This is a genomic window from Enterobacter sp. 186315, assembly GCF_053290175.1.
Genome location: NZ_JBPTTK010000005.1, coordinates 16,175 through 35,053, shown reverse-complemented (window position 1 = coordinate 35,053; position 18,879 = coordinate 16,175). Strand labels below are relative to the sequence as shown.

The 18,879-nt window shown below is 56.5% G+C and carries 22 protein-coding genes and 1 tRNA gene; 16 read left to right on the top strand and 7 right to left on the bottom strand.

Going from position 1 to position 18,879, the window contains the following annotated elements; translation table 11 throughout:
- Positions 1-35 precede the first annotated feature (35 nt).
- From rsmE to ruvX, 4 genes are all read left to right on the top strand, one after another.
- On the top strand, positions 36-767 hold the full coding sequence (rsmE, locus tag ACSVHP_RS07510) for a 16S rRNA (uracil(1498)-N(3))-methyltransferase (protein WP_234675605.1): 732 nt from the start codon (positions 36-38) through the stop codon (positions 765-767).
- A gap of 19 nt (positions 768-786) precedes the next feature.
- Positions 787-1,734, top strand: a complete 948-nt coding sequence (gene gshB / locus ACSVHP_RS07505) for a glutathione synthase (protein WP_417314960.1) — start codon at positions 787-789, stop codon at positions 1,732-1,734.
- Positions 1,735-1,808: 74 nt separating this feature from the next.
- Positions 1,809-2,369, top strand: coding sequence for a YqgE/AlgH family protein (locus ACSVHP_RS07500; protein ID WP_234675607.1), 561 nt, complete (start codon positions 1,809-1,811; stop codon positions 2,367-2,369).
- Positions 2,369-2,785: a Holliday junction resolvase RuvX gene (gene ruvX, locus ACSVHP_RS07495; protein ID WP_234675608.1), complete on the top strand. Its 417-nt coding sequence runs from the start codon at positions 2,369-2,371 to the stop codon at positions 2,783-2,785. Before ACSVHP_RS07500 ends, ruvX begins: the two co-directional genes overlap by 1 nt.
- Here ruvX and ACSVHP_RS07490 read toward each other — a convergent pair.
- Positions 2,782-3,774, bottom strand: a complete 993-nt coding sequence (locus tag ACSVHP_RS07490; RefSeq protein ID WP_447551492.1) for a type IV pilus twitching motility protein PilT — start codon at positions 3,772-3,774, stop codon at positions 2,782-2,784. The two genes, ruvX and ACSVHP_RS07490, sit on opposite strands and share 4 nt — an antisense overlap.
- 17 nt (positions 3,775-3,791) lie before the next feature.
- On the opposite strand from ACSVHP_RS07490, the gene ACSVHP_RS07485 reads away from it, so the two are divergent.
- From ACSVHP_RS07485 to ACSVHP_RS07460, 6 genes are read left to right on the top strand one after another with little or no spacing between them, the layout of a single operon-like run.
- Complete coding sequence (locus ACSVHP_RS07485) at positions 3,792-4,496, top strand: YggS family pyridoxal phosphate-dependent enzyme (protein WP_234675610.1); 705 nt, start codon at positions 3,792-3,794, stop codon at positions 4,494-4,496.
- An 18-nt stretch (positions 4,497-4,514) separates the two neighbouring features.
- Positions 4,515-5,081, top strand: coding sequence for a YggT family protein (locus ACSVHP_RS07480; protein WP_234675611.1), 567 nt, complete (start codon positions 4,515-4,517; stop codon positions 5,079-5,081).
- Positions 5,078-5,374: a DUF167 family protein YggU gene (yggU, locus tag ACSVHP_RS07475; RefSeq protein WP_217186911.1), complete on the top strand. Its 297-nt coding sequence runs from the start codon at positions 5,078-5,080 to the stop codon at positions 5,372-5,374. The genes ACSVHP_RS07480 and yggU overlap by 4 nt, the downstream gene beginning before the upstream one ends.
- Before the next feature lie 3 nt (positions 5,375-5,377).
- Positions 5,378-5,971: an XTP/dITP diphosphatase gene (locus tag ACSVHP_RS07470; RefSeq protein WP_234675613.1), complete on the top strand. Its 594-nt coding sequence runs from the start codon at positions 5,378-5,380 to the stop codon at positions 5,969-5,971.
- Positions 5,964-7,112, top strand: coding sequence for a radical SAM family heme chaperone HemW (hemW, locus tag ACSVHP_RS07465; RefSeq protein WP_447551490.1), 1,149 nt, complete (start codon positions 5,964-5,966; stop codon positions 7,110-7,112). The genes ACSVHP_RS07470 and hemW overlap by 8 nt, the downstream gene beginning before the upstream one ends.
- 56 nt (positions 7,113-7,168) lie before the next feature.
- Positions 7,169-7,531 carry an endonuclease domain-containing protein gene (locus ACSVHP_RS07460; RefSeq protein WP_447551488.1) on the top strand — a complete coding sequence of 121 codons (363 nt, stop codon included), beginning with the start codon at positions 7,169-7,171 and terminating at the stop codon, positions 7,529-7,531.
- 67 nt (positions 7,532-7,598) lie between these two features.
- Here the strand turns inward: ACSVHP_RS07460 and ACSVHP_RS07455 are convergent, their stop codons facing one another.
- From ACSVHP_RS07455 to trmB, 3 genes are read right to left on the bottom strand one after another with little or no spacing between them, the layout of a single operon-like run.
- Positions 7,599-8,318: a YggN family protein gene (locus ACSVHP_RS07455; protein WP_234675616.1), complete on the bottom strand. Its 720-nt coding sequence runs from the start codon at positions 8,316-8,318 to the stop codon at positions 7,599-7,601.
- Between the two features lie 53 nt (positions 8,319-8,371).
- Entirely contained in the window at positions 8,372-8,698 is a 327-nt protein-coding gene (locus tag ACSVHP_RS07450; RefSeq protein ID WP_234675617.1) for a YggL family protein, read from the bottom strand.
- Positions 8,698-9,417 carry a tRNA (guanosine(46)-N7)-methyltransferase TrmB gene (trmB, locus tag ACSVHP_RS07445; protein WP_447551486.1) on the bottom strand — a complete coding sequence of 240 codons (720 nt, stop codon included), beginning with the start codon at positions 9,415-9,417 and terminating at the stop codon, positions 8,698-8,700. The genes ACSVHP_RS07450 and trmB overlap by 1 nt, the downstream gene beginning before the upstream one ends.
- A 144-nt stretch (positions 9,418-9,561) precedes the next feature.
- On the opposite strand from trmB, the gene mutY reads away from it, so the two are divergent.
- From mutY to ACSVHP_RS07425, 4 genes are all read left to right on the top strand, one after another.
- A complete protein-coding gene (gene mutY / locus ACSVHP_RS07440; protein WP_447551485.1) occupies positions 9,562-10,614 on the top strand; it encodes an A/G-specific adenine glycosylase in 1,053 nt (350 codons plus the stop codon).
- Between the two features lie 26 nt (positions 10,615-10,640).
- Positions 10,641-10,913, top strand: coding sequence for an oxidative damage protection protein (locus tag ACSVHP_RS07435; protein ID WP_234675620.1), 273 nt, complete (start codon positions 10,641-10,643; stop codon positions 10,911-10,913).
- Positions 10,914-11,037: 124 nt separating this feature from the next.
- Entirely contained in the window at positions 11,038-12,114 is a 1,077-nt protein-coding gene (mltC, locus tag ACSVHP_RS07430; protein WP_447551483.1) for a membrane-bound lytic murein transglycosylase MltC, read from the top strand.
- Positions 12,115-12,386: 272 nt separating this feature from the next.
- Positions 12,387-13,643 carry a nucleoside permease gene (locus tag ACSVHP_RS07425; protein WP_234675622.1) on the top strand — a complete coding sequence of 419 codons (1,257 nt, stop codon included), beginning with the start codon at positions 12,387-12,389 and terminating at the stop codon, positions 13,641-13,643.
- 60 nt (positions 13,644-13,703) lie between these two features.
- Here ACSVHP_RS07425 and ACSVHP_RS07420 read toward each other — a convergent pair whose 3' ends face one another.
- A complete protein-coding gene (locus tag ACSVHP_RS07420; protein ID WP_447551481.1) occupies positions 13,704-15,839 on the bottom strand; it encodes an ornithine decarboxylase in 2,136 nt (711 codons plus the stop codon).
- A gap of 399 nt (positions 15,840-16,238) precedes the next feature.
- Here ACSVHP_RS07420 and ACSVHP_RS07415 point away from each other — a divergent pair, with 399 nt between their 5' ends.
- Positions 16,239-16,952 carry a DUF554 domain-containing protein gene (locus ACSVHP_RS07415; RefSeq protein ID WP_234675624.1) on the top strand — a complete coding sequence of 238 codons (714 nt, stop codon included), beginning with the start codon at positions 16,239-16,241 and terminating at the stop codon, positions 16,950-16,952.
- A gap of 95 nt (positions 16,953-17,047) precedes the next feature.
- A tRNA-Phe gene (locus ACSVHP_RS07410) sits at positions 17,048-17,123 on the top strand.
- A 63-nt stretch (positions 17,124-17,186) separates the two neighbouring features.
- Here ACSVHP_RS07410 and ACSVHP_RS07405 read toward each other — a convergent pair.
- A complete protein-coding gene (locus tag ACSVHP_RS07405) occupies positions 17,187-18,389 on the bottom strand; it encodes a VasL domain-containing protein (protein ID WP_447551480.1) in 1,203 nt (400 codons plus the stop codon).
- A gap of 18 nt (positions 18,390-18,407) precedes the next feature.
- Positions 18,408-18,878 carry a hypothetical protein gene (locus ACSVHP_RS07400; protein ID WP_447551478.1) on the bottom strand — a complete coding sequence of 157 codons (471 nt, stop codon included), beginning with the start codon at positions 18,876-18,878 and terminating at the stop codon, positions 18,408-18,410.
- Position 18,879: the final 1 nt, after the last annotated feature.

Below are 18,879 nucleotides of genomic sequence, written 5' to 3'. Positions count from 1 at the left end.
TTGCTTACATTGCATCACACATGGAATTTCTGACTATGCGCATTCCTCGCATCTACCACCCTGAACTGATTACCGCGGGCCACGAAATCGCCCTCTCTGACGACGCCGCAAACCACGTAGGCCGCGTGCTGCGCATGGGGGCGGGCCAGGCGATCCAGCTTTTTGACGGTTCGAATCAGGTTTTCGACGCTGAAATTACGCGCGCCGATAAAAAAAGCGTACATGTCAACGTGCTGCGCGGCGAAGTGGACGACCGTGAATCGCCGCTGCACATCCATTTAGGGCAGGTGATGTCGCGCGGTGAGAAGATGGAATTCACGATCCAGAAATCCATTGAACTGGGTGTAAGCCTCATTACGCCACTTTTTTCTGAACGCTGTGGCGTTAAACTGGATGCGGAACGTCTGAACAAAAAGATCCAGCAGTGGCAGAAAATCGCCATCGCTGCCTGTGAACAGAGCGGCCGCAACCGTATTCCGGAGATCCGCCCGGCGATGGATCTGGAGGACTGGTGCGCTGAAGAAGATAGCGGGCTTAAGCTCAATCTTCACCCGCGCGCCAGCGCCAGCATCAATACGCTGCCGCTGCCCGTTGAACGCGTGCGCCTGCTGATTGGCCCTGAAGGGGGCCTGTCGGCTGACGAAATTGCCATGACCGCACGTTACCAGTTTACTGATATTCTGTTGGGACCTCGCGTTCTGCGTACTGAGACAACTGCGCTCACAGCCATTACCGCGCTCCAGGTGCGGTTTGGCGATCTGGGTTGACGTATAAATGGAGAAGAACATGATCAAGCTCGGCATCGTGATGGATCCCATCGCAAACATTAACATCAAGAAAGATTCCAGCTTCGCTATGCTGCTGGAAGCGCAGCGTCGCGGCTATGAACTCCACTATATGGAGATGAACGATCTTTACCTGATCAACGGTGAAGCCCGCGCGCGCACCCGCCTCGTTAACGTCGAGCAGAACTACGACAAATGGTATGAATTTGGCGCCGAGCAGGATATCCAGCTTGCGGATCTGGACGTGATCCTGATGCGTAAGGATCCGCCGTTCGACACCGAGTTCATCTACTGCACCTATATCCTTGAGCGCGCCGAAGAGAAAGGCACGCTGATCGTCAACAAACCGCAGAGCCTGCGCGACTGTAACGAGAAGCTCTACACCGCCTGGTTCTCCGACCTGACGCCTGAAACCCTGGTGACCCGCAGCAAAGCACAGCTGAAGGAATTCTGGCAGAAGCACGGCGATATCATCATGAAACCACTGGACGGCATGGGCGGCGCGTCAATTTTCCGCGTCAAAGAGAGCGATCCGAACATCGGCGTGATTGCCGAGACCCTGACCGAACTGGGCACCCGCTACTGCATGGCGCAGAACTACCTGCCAGCTATCGTTGATGGCGATAAGCGCGTTCTGGTGGTAGACGGCGAGCCGGTACCTTACTGCCTGGCGCGTATTCCACAGGGCGGAGAAACCCGCGGCAACCTGGCCGCCGGTGGCCGTGGTGAACCGCGTCCGCTGTCCGAAAGCGACTGGGAAATTGCCCGCCGCGTGGGCCCGACGCTGAAAGCCAAAGGTCTTATCTTCGTTGGCCTGGACATCATCGGCGATCGCCTGACCGAAGTGAACGTCACCAGCCCGACCTGTATACGTGAAATCGAAGCGGAATTCCCAATCTCGATCACCGGAATGCTGATGGACGCTATCGAAAAGCGTTTACAGAAATAACCTGTGACAGCGCCCTGGTTTATCCCCATACTGGGCGCTGTCGCTTTTTAAACCAGGAAACAGTACCTCTGACAATGAATTTACAGCATCACTTTCTTATTGCCATGCCTGCTCTCCAGGATCCGATGTTCCGCCGTTCCGTCGTTTATATCTGCGAATACAATGAAGACGGCGCCATGGGCATTATCATCAATAAGCCGCTGGAAAACCTGCAAGTCGAAGGCATTCTGGACAAGCTGAAAATCACGACCGAAAACCGTCTTCCTGAGATCCGCCTTGATAAGCCGGTGATGGCAGGCGGGCCGCTGGCAGAAGATCGTGGCTTTATCCTGCATACCCCTCCGGCGTTCTCCTCCAGCATCCGTATTTCAGATAACACCGTGATCACCACCTCGCGCGACGTGCTTGAAACGCTGGGCACCGCTGACCAGCCTTCCGAAGTGCTGGTTGCCCTGGGCTACGCCTCGTGGGAAAAAGGCCAGCTTGAGCAGGAGATCCTGGATAACGCCTGGCTGACCGCGCCTGCGGATCTGAACATTCTGTTTAAAACGCCTATCGCCGATCGCTGGCGTGATTCTGCCAAGCTGATTGGCATTGATATCCTGACCATGCCGGGCGTAGCGGGGCACGCGTAATGAGCGGAACGCTGCTTGCCTTCGATTTCGGCACAAAGAGTATCGGCGTTGCCATTGGCCAGCGCATCACCGGCACGGCTCGCCCGCTGACGGCGCTCAAGGCTAACGACGGCACGCCGGACTGGACGCTTATCGAACGCCTGCTTAAAGAGTGGCAGCCCGATGACGTTATCGTGGGCCTGCCGCTGAACATGGACGGCACCGAACAGCCCCTCACCGCCCGTGCGCGTAAGTTCGCGAACAAAATCCACGGCCGTTTTGGCGTGTCGGTTAAGCTGCACGACGAACGTCTTAGCACCGTCGAAGCCCGCGCAGGGCTGTTTGAACACGGTGGGTTCAGGGCGCTTAACAAAGGCAGCGTCGACTCTGCCTCCGCCGTCATCATTCTCGAAAGCTACTTCGAGCAGGGTTTTTAAGCGCTCGGGGCAATTCGCCCCTGGGCGCACCGCTCTGCCCGACTCTGCGCAAAATTCTGCATCCCCGCCTGCTGCCCGGTCTGAATAATGCCCGGTAGTTGCCAGGTTTTGCCTTCACGGATCAGGTTCGCCGCCGCAGAGGTATTTACCAGCAGTTCGTACAGCGCTACGCGCCCTCCCTGACGATCCTGACACAGCGTTTGCGCCAGCACCGCCCGTAAGCTGCCCGCCAGCTGATTGCGCACCGGATCTTTTTCCTGCGACGGGAAGGTATCCACCAGCCGCTCTATCGCCTGCGCCGCCCCGCGCGTATGCAGCGTCGCCAGCACCAGATGCCCGGTCTCTGCGGCCGTCAGCGCCAGCCGGATAGTTTCACTGTCGCGCAGCTCCCCCAGCAGGATGACGTCGGGATCCTCGCGCAACGCCCCGCGCAGCGCCTCGGCGAACGAGCGGCAGTGCTGACCGACCTCCCGCTGCTGGATAAGACAGCGTTGGCTTTGATAAATAAACTCCACCGGATCTTCCAGCGTCAGAATATGCCCGTCGTAATGCTGATTGAGATAATCGACCATGGCCGCGAGTGTGGTGGACTTGCCGCTGCCGGTCGCCCCCGTGACCAGTATCAAACCGCTGCCGCCAGCCAGCAGCGCCGGTATCGCCTTCGGCGCGCCCAGCGCGGCAAGCTTTGGGCAGGAGACAGGCAGAATACGCAGCGCCACCGACACGCCGTTGATATGGCTGAACGCACTGCCGCGCAAGCGCTGTTCGCCGGGAAGCGTCAGGGCAAAATCAACCTGCCCGTTTGCCCACCAGCCCCCCTGCTGCTCGTCGTTGAGCCAGCTTTCCAGAAGCTGCTTTACGTCAGGTGCAGGAAACGGCGCGGGCTCAAGCAGGCCGGACCTGCGCCAGCGGGGTGGCGAATCACTGCACAGGTGTAGATCCGACACGTTATGCTTTACACTAAGGGCCACCATTTCTTCCAACACCACACGACTCTCCTCGGAATATGAACGACATTGCGCATAACCTGGCACAGGTCCGGGACAAAATCTCAGCCGCTGCAACGCGTTGCGGCCGTGCTTCAGAAGAAGTTACGTTGCTTGCAGTCAGTAAAACCAAACCTGCGAGCGCCATCGCAGAAGCAGTTGCCGCCGGTCAACGCGCGTTTGGCGAAAATTACGTGCAGGAAGGCGTGGATAAAATTCGCTATTTCCGGGAGGCGGGACACGCTGACCTGCAATGGCACTTTATCGGCCCGTTGCAGTCGAACAAAAGCCGTCTGGTTGCAGAGCATTTTGACTGGTGTCATACCATCGACCGTCTGCGTATTGCCACGCGCCTGAGCGAGCAGCGCCCGGCGGAACTGGCACCGCTTAACGTGCTGATTCAAATCAATATTAGTGACGAGAACAGTAAGTCCGGCATTAAGCTTGCCGAGCTGGATACGCTGGCCGCTGAGGTCGCCGCTCTCCCGGGGTTAACCCTGCGCGGATTGATGGCGATCCCGGCGCCTGAGTCAAGTTACGAAAGGCAGTTTGCCGTGGCACAGCAAATGGCTGTAGCATTTGAGGCGCTTAAGGCTCGCTACTCAACGATAGACACGCTTTCGCTGGGCATGTCGGATGATATGGAAGCCGCCATCGCGGCAGGCAGCACTATGGTGCGCATCGGCACGGCTATTTTCGGTGCGCGCGATTACTCCCCAAAATAAGGAAACCTGAGGAACGCCATGAAAACGTTGACTTTCCTGCTCTCAACGGTCATTGAGCTGTATACGATGGCGCTTTTGCTGCGCGTCTGGATGCAGTGGGCTCGTTGTGATTTTTACAATCCCTTCTCGCAGTTTGTGGTGAAAATCACACAGCCTGTCGTTGGGCCGCTGCGCCGCGTGATCCCTGCAATGGGGCCAATCGACAGCGCCTCGTTGCTGGTCGCGTTTGTGCTGAGCGTAATTAAAGCCATCGTGCTGTTTATGGTGGTGACCTTCCAGCCTATTATCTGGATTGCCGCCGTGCTGATCCTGGTGAAGACCATCGGCCTGCTCATCTTCTGGGTGCTGCTGGTGATGGCGATCATGAGCTGGGTGAGCCAGGGCCGTAGCCCGGTGGAGTATGCGCTGATCCAGCTTACCGAGCCGCTTCTGCGTCCGATCCGCAACCTGCTGCCATCGATGGGCGGCATCGATTTCTCACCGATGATCCTGGTGCTGCTGCTGTATGTGGTAAACATGGGCATCGCCGAGCTGTTACAGGCCACGGGCAACATGCTGCTGCCGGGGCTGTGGATGGCGCTATGAGTGCGGTAAGCACCTGCGCCGACGGGCTGGTTTTACGGCTGTATATTCAGCCGAAAGCCAGCCGCGACAGCATTGTTGGACTGCATGGCGACGAGTTAAAAGTCGCCATCACCGCCCCACCCGTTGACGGACAGGCAAACGCGCATCTGACCAAATATCTGGCGAAACAGTTCCGCGTGGCAAAAAGTCAGGTCATCATTGAAAAGGGTGAACTTGGGCGGCATAAACAGGTAAAAATTCTCGATCCGCAATCTATCCCGACGGAAGTCGCGGCTCTGACAGAACAGGAATAAACCATGCAAAAAGTTGTTCTCGCGACCGGTAACGCCGGTAAAGTGCGCGAGCTGGCCTCGCTGTTGAATGATTTTGGTCTGGACGTGGTTGCCCAGACCGAGCTGGGCGTGGACTCAGCCGAAGAGACCGGCCTGACGTTTATTGAAAACGCGATCATTAAAGCGCGCCATGCCGCGCAGGTTACCGGCCTGCCCGCGATTGCCGATGACTCCGGTCTGGCGGTGGATTATCTGGGCGGTGCGCCGGGGATTTACTCCGCGCGTTACTCCGGTGAAGGCGCGACCGACCAGCGTAATCTGGAAAAGCTTCTGGACACGCTGAAGGATGTCCCGGACGAGCAGCGCAAGGCGCAATTCCACTGCGTGCTGGTCTATCTGCGTCACGCTGAAGATCCGACCCCGATTGTCTGCCACGGCAGCTGGCCGGGCGTGATTACCCGCGAAGCGGCAGGAAACGGCGGCTTTGGCTATGACCCAATATTCTTTGTCCCCACCGAGGGCAAAACCGCTGCGGAGCTGACCCGCGAAGAGAAAAGCGCGATTTCCCACCGCGGGCGCGCGCTAAAACTGTTACTGGAAGCATTACGTAATGGCTAATTTGCCACCTCTGAGTCTTTATATTCATATCCCGTGGTGCGTGCAGAAATGCCCGTACTGCGATTTCAACTCGCACGCGCTGAAGGGCGAAGTGCCGCACGATGACTACGTTGCGCATCTGCTGGCCGACCTGGACGCCGATGTACCTTACGCACAGGGACGTGAAGTTAAGACCATTTTCATTGGTGGCGGTACGCCGAGCCTGCTATCAGGCCCGGCAATGCAGACGCTGCTGGACGGCGTGCGGGCGCGCCTGAATCTGGCAGCGGATGCAGAAATTACGATGGAAGCTAACCCCGGCACCGTTGAGGCCGACCGTTTTGTCGAGTATCAGCGCGCGGGGGTGAACCGTATCTCCATCGGCGTGCAGAGCTTTAGCGAGCCCAAGTTAAAACGTCTGGGGCGTATCCACGGTCCGGAAGAGGCAAAGCGCGCGGCGAACCTCGCCACGGGGCTGGGCCTTCGCAGCTTCAACCTCGATTTGATGCACGGCCTGCCGGATCAGTCGCTGGAAGAGGCGCTGGACGACCTGCGTCAGGCGATTGAACTCAACCCGCCGCATCTGTCCTGGTATCAGCTAACCATCGAGCCCAACACGCTGTTCGGCTCGCGCCCGCCGGTGCTGCCGGACGACGACGCGCTGTGGGATATTTTCGAGCAGGGTCACCAGCTGTTAACTGCCGCAGGCTATGAGCAGTACGAGACCTCGGCCTACGCGAAGCCGGGCTATCAGTGTCAGCACAACCTGAACTATTGGCGCTTTGGGGATTATCTGGGGATTGGCTGCGGCGCGCACGGCAAAGTGACCTTCCCGGACGGGCGCATTTTGCGTACCGCCAAGACGCGCCATCCGCGCGGGTTTATGGAGGGGCGCTACCTTGAGCGTCAGCATGACGTTGAGGCAGAGGACAAACCGTTTGAGTTCTTTATGAACCGCTTCCGCCTGCTGGAAGCCGCGCCGCGTAACGAGTTCGCGCTTTATACCGGGCTGCCGGAGTCGGCGATCCGTTCGCAAATTGACGAGGCGCTGGCGCAGGGCTATCTGACCGAGTGTGATGAATACTGGCAGATCACTGAGCACGGTAAGCTGTTCTTAAACTCCCTTCTTGAGCTGTTCCTCGCTGAAGATCCTGAAGGCTGATTCAGGATTTTGCATCCCGTTCTGCCGGCTGAGGGAAAGGCTGGCAGAGTGTGGGGATGGACATTATTCGTTCTTACGCAAAGCAGCTCAGACGCGAGCTCACTCACGAAGAAAGACGGCTGTGGTATTTACTGCGCAGTCGCCGTTTCGAAAATTATAAATTTCGCCGACAGCACCCGGTGGGTAACTACATTCTTGATTTCGCCTGCTGCTCGGCTCGTCTGGCTGTTGAACTGGATGGCGGGCAGCATGATGAAAATCAGGAATACGATGGCCAAAGGACGGATTGGTTAAATCAACAGGGTTGGCACGTTATTCGTTTCTGGAACAACGAACTCTGGAGTAACGAAGAGGCGGTGTTAGAGAGGATCCTTGAAACGCTGCGAGCGCTGCAACCCTCACCCCGGCCCTCTCCCTGAAAGGGAGAGGGAGCAAACCATTCCCTCGCCCCTTTGGGGAGAGGGTTAGGGTGAGGGGTGACGTTGATTACTTCAGCGTCCCCACCAGCGCCTTACGGCTGTCTTCCAGAGACACCACGCGTTTACACACGTCTTTGCCGAACTGCTGGAAATCGGCTTCCTGATTCTTCCATTCATTCTGAATCGAAGTCTGCAATCCGCCCAGGCTGCCCAGTACGCCCTGCAACGGGTTACCGCCGCCTTTCAGCACGGCTTTGGCGCCCATCTCATTGATGCTGTCCTGCAAAATGCCGCCCATCGCCTGGTTCACCAGGTTTTGACCGTCGGCACGCACCTGATCGATCGCTTTATAGTGGAACGTCAGGCCGTCGGAGCGTTTCTCAATGATTCGGTTCATCTGCTCTTTCAGCTGAGCATCCAGCTTCGTCAGGCGAGTGCGCATATTGCTGCTCTCCCCGACCTCTTTGGTGATGATTTTATCCAGCGCCACGCGGCTTTTCTCAACGCGCGTCAGGGCGCCGTCGTTAATCCACGGCAGCGCGGTACGCAGTTCGGCCTGATAATCTTTCGCCTGCTCGCGCTGGGCGGCGGTCAGGGTTTGCTGCTTGCCGTTAAAGGTTACGTTGCCATCCGGGGCGATCACCAGATTGCCGTTTTCGCCTTTGACCTGAACGGTTTGCGGGTTTAATACCACGTCGTCACGCGGGGTGACGCTACATTTATACTCCGCATGGGCGGTGGTTCCGATTGCTAATAAAGCAACAGCCAGCAACGTTTTGCGCATCATAAAAACTCCCTAAGACAAAATGGGCCAGCTAATGCTGGCCCCGTATTGCTTACTTAGTCCCACCAAATATCGAAAAGTTCGCTGATGCGCACGTCTTCGCATTTGTGGTCTTCAAGCCATTTACGCACGGCGGCCTGATGTTCTTCGGTGCATTTGCCCACTTCTTGCAGGCAGATCAGACCTTCCCATGCCAGATAACCGCTGCCATCAAACGCCAGCTTGTTAGGCTCAATAACGTCGCTGATGAAGGCATCAACATCCTGATCAATTTGCTCTACGCTGGTCCCTTCCGGGAAACGCCACGCGACGGAAAAACCGACTTCCTGGAATTCCTCGATGTGCATTTTTTTACGCAGACGACGGCTACGGTTCTTTGCCATTATTTCACCCTCTCGAACATTAAGTCCCATACACCGTGACCAAGACGATGGCCACGCTGTTCAAATTTCGTTACCGGACGTGAGTCCGGGCGCGGTACATAATCGTTGCTCTCTGACTGGTTTTTATAACCGTCCAGCGACGACATCACTTCCAGCATATGTTCCGCATACGGTTCCCAGTCGGTCGCCATGTGGAAGACGCCGCCCAGTTTTAGCTTACTTTTCACAAGCTCTGCGAAAGGTGCCTGAACGATACGGCGTTTATTATGACGTGCTTTATGCCACGGGTCAGGGAAAAAGAGCTGAACCATGTTCAAAGAATTGTCAGGAATCATTTTGTGCAGCACTTCCACCGCGTCGTGACACATGACGCGCAGGTTTTCCACGCCCTCTTCGTGCGCGGTCGCCAGGCACGCACCCACGCCCGGGGAGTGAACCTCAATACCGAGGAAGTTCTGCTCAGGACGGGCTTTCGCCATCGTGACCAGGGAAGTGCCCATACCAAAGCCGATCTCCAGCGTCACGGGCGCTTCGCGGCCAAACAGCCCGGCAAAGTCCACAGGCTGCTCGCTGAACTCAACGCCCATCACCGGCCAGTAGTTGTCCAGCGCATGTTGCTGCCCTTTGGTCAGGCGGCCCTGACGGCGGACAAAGCTGCGAATACGGCGCAGCGGGCGACCGTTTTCATCAAATTCCGGTGAAATGACGTCGTTTTTCATAAAAGAGTTGTCTGCTTGTGAGAATGTTCGGGAAACGGGCATTATCCAAAGTTAAGGCTTCTATGCAAGCATGGGAAAGATCCGGTTTACAGCAGATGGACGCTGTGCTGCAATCTGCGTCCCTGATTAAGTGAATCGATGACCATGCAAGCCTCTCAATTTTCAGCCCAGGTGCTGGACTGGTACGACAAATACGGGCGTAAAACCCTGCCCTGGCAAATTGAAAAAACGCCCTACAAAGTATGGCTCTCCGAGGTGATGTTGCAACAAACGCAGGTCGCCACGGTTATCCCCTATTTCGAGCGTTTTATGGCGCGCTTCCCGACGGTCACCGATCTCGCAAACGCCCCCGTTGATGAGGTGCTGCACCTGTGGACCGGGCTTGGCTATTACGCCCGCGCGCGCAACCTGCATAAAGCCGCGCAGCAGATGGCCACGCTGCATAAGGGTAAATTCCCGGAAACGTTCGACGAAGTGGCCGACCTGCCCGGCGTCGGGCGCTCAACGGCAGGCGCGATCCTCTCCCTGTCACTCGGCAAGCATTTTCCGATTCTCGACGGCAACGTAAAACGCGTGCTGGCCCGCTGCTACGCTGTAGACGGCTGGCCCGGCAGGAAAGAGGTTGAAAAACGGCTGTGGGAGATCAGCGAAGCGGTTACCCCGGCCAACGGCGTGGAGCGTTTTAATCAGGCGATGATGGATCTCGGGGCGATGGTCTGCACGCGCTCAAAACCGAAGTGCGAGCTGTGCCCGGTCAATAATATTTGCGTGGCGTATGCCAAAGGCGCCTGGGCACAGTATCCAGGCAAAAAGCCCAAGCAGACGCTGCCGGAGCGCACCGGGTATATGCTGCTGATGCAGCACAATGACGAGGTGTTCCTCGCCCGCCGCCCGCCGAGCGGCCTGTGGGGTGGTCTATACTGCTTCCCACAGTTTGAAGATGAAGCGTCACTTAGGGAATGGCTTAAACAGCGCGGGATTGCTGCCGATAACCTCCAGCAACAGAACGCGTTTCGCCATACGTTTAGCCATTTCCATCTGGATATTGTGCCAATGTGGCTTCCCGTGTCCTCATTCAGCTCGTCCATGGATGAAGGCCAGGCTCTCTGGTATAACTTAGCGCAACCGCCCTCTGTCGGGCTGGCGGCTCCCGTAGAGCGCCTGTTACAGCAATTACGTGCCGGTGCACTGGTTTAGCATCGGCAATAAAAAGAGGAATGAGTATGGCCAGAACCATTTTTTGCACCTTCCTACAGCGTGACGCTGAAGGCCAGGATTTTCAGCTTTACCCGGGCGAACTGGGCAAGCGCATTTTCAACGAGATCTCCAAAGAAGCCTGGGGACAGTGGCAGAAAAAGCAGACCATGCTGATTAACGAGAAAAAGCTCAGCATGATGAACCCGGAGCACCGCAAGCTGCTGGAGCAGGAGATGGTTAACTTCCTGTTTGAGGGTAAAGACGTTCACATCGAAGGCTATACGCCACCGGAAAAATAATATCGCGCTGCTGGTGCCGGGTGGCGCTGCGCTTACCCGGCCTACAAAACCGTAGGCCCGTGCAGGCGCAGCGCCGCCGGTCAACAGCACCCCCAAAGCAAACACAACACGCATACCCGGAATAATGAAAAAACTTTTAGCGCTAGCTCTTGTTGCGCCGTTGCTTGTGTCTTGTTCCTCTAAGAAAGGCGATGATTACAATGAAGCCTGGGTAAAGGACACCAACGGTTTTGACATTTTGATGGGGCAGTTTGCCCATAACATCGAAAATATATGGGGGTTTAACGAAGTTCTTATTGCAGGCCCAAAGGACTACGTTAAATACACCGACGCCTATCAGACCCGTAGCCACATCAACTTTGATGACGGTACGATCACCGTTGAAACTATCGCCGGGACAGATCCTGCCGCCCGCTTACGCGAAGCGATCGTAAAAACCCTGCTGATGGGTGACGATCCGGGAACTATCGATCTCTATTCCGACGCCGACGATGTCACGATTTCGAAAGAGCCGTTCCTCTACGGTCAGGTGGTCGATCAGACCGGCCAGGCGATTCGCTGGGAAGGACGCGCCACCAAATTTGCCGATTACCTGCTGCAAACGCGCCTGAAAAGCCGCACCAACGGTCTGAAAATCATTTACAGCGTGACCATTAACCTGGTCCCGAACCACCTCGACAAGCGTGCGCATAAATACCTGGGCATGGTGCGTCAGGCGTCGCGTAAGTACGGCGTGGATGAGTCGCTGATCCTGGCGATTATGCAGACCGAATCGTCGTTTAACCCGTACGCCGTGAGCCGTTCCGACGCGCTGGGGCTGATGCAGGTTGTCCAGCATAGCGCGGGCAAAGACGTGTTCCGGGCACAGGGGAAATCCGGCACGCCTAGCCGTAGCTATCTGTTCGATCCGCAGAGCAACATTGATACCGGCACCGCCTATCTGGCGATGCTGAACAACGTTTACCTCGGCGGAATTGATAACCCAACGTCACGTCGCTACGCGGTGATCACCGCCTACAACGGCGGCGCGGGCAGCGTGCTGCGCGTGTTCTCGAATGACAGAGTGCAGGCCGCAAATATCATCAACAGCATGGCGCCGGGGGATGTCTACTCAACCCTCACCACCCGCCACCCGTCTGCGGAATCCCGTCGTTATCTGTATAAGGTGAATACGGCGCAGAAGAACTACCGTCGTAGATAATCAACACACCTTCTCCTGCAAGGAGAAGGTGTTCTGCTTCCCCTCTCCCCGTGGGAGAGGGTCAGGGTGAGGGCATCAGACCGCACCCATTTAACCCCCATCCATACGAAAATGTTATTTGCATCACAATCCAAACTGCAAATTAATGTGGATTGCATTTTTTTGCGGGAGGTAACAAAACATATCGTTGCCTGCTGATAGAATTGCACCAAATACCAACCCTGAATGTTCCTATAACAACATATCTCCCGCTCACTTGTGAGGAAAGTAACATGAACCTTAAGCTGCAGCTTAAAATCTTGTCGTTTCTGCAGTTCTGCCTGTGGGGCAGCTGGCTGACCACACTCGGCTCCTATATGTTTGTGACGCTGAAGTTCGACGGTGCGTCAATCGGTGCCGTATACAGCTCGCTGGGTATTGCGGCGGTCTTTATGCCAACGCTGCTGGGGATCGTGGCGGACAAATGGCTCAGCGCCAAATGGCTGTACATGCTTTGCCACCTTGTCGGGGCGGGAACGCTGTTTATGGCGGCAGAGGTCACCACGCCGGGCGCGATGTTTATGGTGATCCTGCTTAACTCGCTGGCCTATATGCCAACGCTTGGCCTGATCAACACCATCTCCTACTACCGCCTGAAATCCGCGGGGCTGGATATCGTTACCGACTTCCCGCCAATCCGTATCTGGGGCACCATCGGCTTTATCATGGCGATGTGGGGCGTAAGCTTCGCAGGCTTCGAGCTGAGCCATATGCAGCTTTACATTGGCGCGGCGCTCTCCGTGGTGCTGGCGATCTTCACCCTGACGCTGCCAACCATTCCGGTTTCTAACCAGCAGAAAAACCAGAGCTGGAGCACCATGCTCGGCCTGGACGCCTTCGCGCTGTTCAAAAACAAGCGTATGGCGATCTTCTTTATCTTCTCCATGCTGCTGGGCGCGGAGCTGCAAATCACCAATATGTTTGGCAACACCTTCCTGCACAGCTTCGATAACAACCCGCTGTTCTCCGGCAGCTTTATCGTTGAGCATGCGTCGGTGATGATGTCTATTTCTCAGATTTCCGAGACCCTGTTCATCCTGACCATCCCGTTCTTCCTGAGCCGCTACGGCATCAAGAACGTGATGCTTATCAGTATCGCGGCATGGATGCTGCGTTTCGGCCTGTTCGCCTACGGCGACCCGAGCGCGTTCGGCACCGTGCTGCTGGTGCTGTCGATGATTGTTTACGGCTGCGCCTTCGACTTCTTCAACATCTCCGGTTCGGTGTTTGTGGAAAAAGAGGTCAAGCCTGAAATTCGCGCCAGCGCGCAGGGGATGTTCCTGATGATGACCAACGGCTTCGGCTGTATTCTGGGCGGTGTGGTGAGCGGGAAAGTGGTTGAGATGTACACCACCAACGGCATTACCGACTGGCAGCCAGTGTGGCTTATCTTCGCGGGCTATTCTCTGGTGCTGTTCTTCGCGTTTATCGCGCTGTTCAAATACAAACACGTGCGCCAGCCGCACGGCGCGCAGCCAATCGCGCATTAATCTTTGCCGTGTTGTGCCCGGTAACGGCGTCGCCTTACCGGGCCTGCATTTCTGAACACGTTATTTCAGCACATATCCATACAGCCGTTTGATTCCGTCCGCATCTTTCTCGCTATAGACCCCTTGCAGCTCAGGCGAAAAGCCCGGCAGCAGGTTAACGCCCTCTTCCAGCGCCAGGAAGTAACGCTGCACCGCCCCGCCCCAGACTTCACCCGGCACAACGCACAGCACGCCCGGCGGGTACGGCAGCGCGCCTTCGGCGGCGATTCGCCCTTCGGCATCACGAATGCGCACCAGTTCAACGTTGCCGCGAATGTAGGCCTGATTCGCGTCCTGCGGGTTCATCACCACGGCAGGCAGGCTCTCTTTGCGGAACATCGCTTTTTGCAGATCCTTGACGTTGAAACTGACGTACAGGTCGTGCATCTCCTGACACAGCTCGCGCAGCGTGTAATCGCGATAGCGCACCGGGTATTTCTGGTAGATGGTCGGCAGCACGTCAGCAAGCGGGGTGTCATCCTCAATGTGCTGTTCAAACTGGCCGAGCATCGCCACCAGCTGCGCCATCTTCTCGGCGCTTTCCGCCGGCGTCAGCAGGAACAGAATGGAGTTGAGATCGCACTTCTCCGGCACGATGCCGTTTTCACGCAGGTAGTGCGCAAGGATGGTCGCCGGAATGCCAAAGTCGGTGTAGTTCCCGGTTTCAGCATCGATACCCGGCGTGGTCAGCAGCAGCTTGCACGGGTCGACAAAATACTGCTCGCTGGCATAGCCCTCAAAGCCATGCCACTTCGCGCCCGGCTCAAAGCTGAAGAAGCGACGCTCGCTGGCGATGGTGGACGTCGCGTGATCCTGCCACGGACGCCCCGCCACCATCGGCGGAATAAAGGGTTTGATCATGTGGCAGTTGGCAATGATCGCTTTACGCGCCTCAATGCCCAGCTCGACGCACTCGGCCCAAAGCCGGCGTCCGCTTTCCCCTTCATGGATTTTGGCGTTCACGTCGAGCGCGGCAAACAGCGGATAGAACGGGCTGGTCGACGCGTGCAGCATAAAGGCGTTGTTCAGCCGCTTATGCGGGCAAAAACGCGCCTGACCGCGAATGTGGTTATCTTTTTTATGGATCTGCGACGTTTGCGAGAACCCGGCCTGCTGCTTGTGCACCGATTGGGTCACGAAAATGCCCGGATCGTTTTCGGTAAGTTCCAGCAGCAGCGGCGAGCTGTCCGCCATCATCGGAATGAACTGCTCGTAGCCTACCCACGCCGAGTCAAAGAGGATGTAGTCGCAGAGGTGGCCAATTTTGTCCACCACCTGACGGGCGTTGTAAATCGTGCCGTCGTAGGTGCCGAGCTGGATCACCGCCAGGCGGAACGGACGTGCCTCGTGCGCTTTTTCCGGCGCAACGTCGCGGATCAGAGTGCGCAGATAGTCCTCGTCGAAGCAGTGCTCGTCAATACCGCCGATAAAGCCAAAGGGATTGCGCGCCGCCTCAAGATAGACCGGCGTCGCGCCCGCCTGGATCAACGCCCCGTGGTGGTTGGATTTATGGTTGTTGCGGTCAAAGAGCACCAGATCGCCACGGGTCAGCAGCGCGTTGGTGACGACTTTATTGGCGGCGGACGTCCCGTTAAGCACGAAGTAGGTTTTATCGGCGTTAAAGACTTTGGCCGCGAACTTCTGCGCGTGTTTGGCTGAACCTTCGTGGATCAGTAAGTCCCCAAGCTTGACGTCGGCGTTGCACATATCGGCGCGAAAAACGTTCTCACCGAAGAAATCATAGAACTGACGGCCCGCGGGATGTTTCCTGAAAAACGCGCCGTGCTGGTGCCCCGGACAGGCAAAGGTGCTGTTATTCATCGCCACGTACTGACTCAGGGTGTCAAAAAACGGCGGCAGGAGGTTCTCTTCGTACTGGCAGGCGGCGGTTTCCAGTTCCAGGAACTCCTGCGCTTTACCTGATATCACGCCCGTGACACCATCAGGAACATCCGTCTGCTCTTGCGAGAACATAAAGACCGGCAGCTGAAAGCCCGTACGTTTCAGTAACGCGAGGATGCCGCTGCGGCTCTCAGCGACCGTCATGACGACTGCCGCCACGTCGGTAAAGTCAGTATTGTCCAGCGTCACCTTTTCGCGGTGCGTAGACACAGTGGCGACCAGCTCGCGGCTGACGGCAATTTTCAAGGATTTCATAAGCGCAAATACCCGTTTCAGGGGAGAAAAGGCCCCGGACAGAGGAAATCCCCTGCCCCGTGAACGCGTCTGTTCGGAATCAGCTCCGACCGCCAGACATCAGTAAAATCAGAACGCGTCTGGTTTTACTGTTGTCCTGCAATGAGCCAGCGTTAGCCTCACCGCACGGTAAGACAGGGAGAGCGTGGGACGATACGGACAGGCCGTTGCGCAGCGGTGAACAGTGGCATTGTTGGCGGCTCCGTATCAGAAAAGGAGAAAATTCGCGCAATCATGTCACCTTTTATTTTGGGGTGCAACAAGCAATCTTTATGCATTCATTCGTACAAAGCTGACCATTTAGCACGGATGTCATGCCATAATAATGCAATATCAGTGATTAAATAACAGGAGCTTACCGTGGTTATCGGGCCATTTATAAACGCAGGTGCCGTTTTGCTGGGCGGGGTGCTTGGCGCAGTACTCAGCCAGCGCTTACCGGAACGCATCCGCTCGTCCATGCCCTCCATTTTTGGTCTGGCATCCTTAGGCATCGGTATTTTGCTGGTGATTAAATGCGCCAACCTGCCGGTGATGGTGCTGGCGACGCTGCTCGGCGCGTTAATTGGTGAGTTTTGCTATCTGGAGAAAGGGATTAACAGCGCGGTGGGGAGAGCGAAGAACCTGATAGCGCGTCCCGGCAAGGCGAAAAACGGCTCGCACGAAACCTTTATTCAGAACTACGTCGCGATAATTATTCTTTTTTGCGCCAGCGGCACGGGGATTTTTGGTTCAATGCAGGAAGGGATGACCGGCGACCCCAGCATATTGATTGCCAAGGCATTTCTGGATTTCTTTACCGCCACCATTTTTGCCACCACCCTCGGTGTCGCCGTAGCTGCAATCAGCGTTCCGATGCTGCTCATCCAGCTGGCGCTCGCCACCTGCGCAACGCTGATTCTGCCGCTAACAACTCCCGCCATGATGGCCGATTTCACCGCCGTCGGGGGTTTGCTGCTGCTCGCAACCGGGCTGCGAATTTGTGGCATTAAGATGTTCGCGGTGGTGAATATGCTGCCCGCCCTGCTGCTCGCCATGCCGCTTTCAGCGCTCTGGACGCATTTTTTCGCTTAAGTTTCCGTCGAGGTGGTGAGAGAGTGTGCAGTCTGTAACGAAAACAACAAATTTCGTTGACGACAAACGGCGAATCGGGTTTAATGCGCCCCGTTGCCCGGATAGCTCAGTCGGTAGAGCAGGGGATTGAAAATCCCCGTGTCCTTGGTTCGATTCCGAGTCCGGGCACCACTATTTAAAGAACCCGCCCTCGTGGCGGGTTTTTGCTTTTGGGGCAAAAGCCCCCCGCTTATATCAATGCAATTTATCCTGCCGAATCAACATATACCGGTTCAACAGCTGGTTCAGATAGATATCCGTCTGCATCAATAACGCAGGTGACAGCGGTGCTCCGTTTTCAGCCTGACTCAGCTGATAAAGCTGCTCCTCAACGGGAACCGCGCGACCAAAATCCTGCATGATGGTGAAGACCATCGACTTCAGCTCAGAGCCGGTCAGGTATTTACCTTTGCGCTCGTCCAGCGCATTCAGGCGACGGGTCAGCTCCTGTAGCCCTTCCATTCCCTGATGCCAGCCGCCAAGCGCCTCTTGAGGCAACGCATTGCCAGTGATGTACTGCTGCCACTGCGCTTTCAGCTTATCTGACTCTGTTGGCTCCCCTCTGGCGGCCAGGACAAAGCCATATTCCTGACGCCATAGGGGTGGAAGCTGGCTCAGCGCGGTTAAGGACGCCTCATTTGAGATAGCCGGAACAGGAAGTTCGGGCGTCGGTTCGAAATGCTGCCAGCCCCACAGCCCGGCGGCGCTTACCGCCAGCATGGTCAGCATTCCACCCAAAAATGCCTTCCAGGGCCTGGCATGGGCTTGCGGAGATTGCGGCACCACGCGCGGTGCGGGCGGTTCCTCACGCGCAACATAAACCAGAGGTTCAGCGCGCACCGACGACGCAGGCAGAACAACAGCAGGGCTGTCGTTCTGGTTATCGCTCATGTTTTCCAGCCGCGTTACCGCGTTATGCATAAACGAGCATAACTCGTTTATCTGGCTGGCATTTTTCAACTCAAGTCGCGCAAGCACGTCACGCAGCGCATCCAGATGACGCTCCGCCTCGTAAACCTGCTGGAGATCGGCATAGTGAAGGGTCAGCGTGCGCAGCACTGATTGCAGACGATGGCTGAACCCGGAGAGGATCTCCATTCTGGCGTGAACCGCCTGAGGCCACAATGCTCCCCACTGGTTCACCATCAATGCTTCCAGCAGGGCAAGCCCTTCGTTTAGCCCCGCCAGACCTGCGATACGGGTTCTGGCGAGGGTGTACCAGGTCAGGGTCTGAAGCTCAATGCCGTTTTGACGAAACAGAGACAGGCTCAGCTTTTCAACGCTTTGCCAGTCAACATCGGGACGCGCCGGATGGGACAACTTCGCCAGCTCGTCGCGCAGCACTGCATAGTCCGGCAGCGCCCTCGGGTCGCCACCGGTTTTGAGATGATTACTCATGGATTTTTCCTTAATCCGCTAAGGGAGCAGGCCTTCCACAACGCTGAAAAAAGCCTCTTCATCGAATACGTTTTGACGCTGAGATTCAGGCCCTGCAAGGCGGCAGGTCCATTCTGACAATTCACCCGAGCACATAAACAGACGGCCAAGCGGCGTGTTTTTGCCTTCCGCGCAGAGCGCTATTTCAACGCACCCGGTCACGCCATGACCGTATAAAAATAGTGGGGTAAACTTCACGGCTCTGCCTTCAAAGCGAAGTACGATGCCCGGCATGTCAAAGGCCCCGCCGGGCACCAGCAGGTCGGCGAGGGACACTGAAAAGCTATCCGTCGTCACTCCCGTGTCGACCAGCCAGCCGGTCATTTTTTCCTGAAGCTGCCCCATTCGCAGCCGAAATGCCGCGATATCGGCTTCACTTTTATTTTTGAAAGCTCCCGCAGAAGGTTGACGAGACTGGAGTTTTTTAAGGAATTGCGATTTTGCTGACATG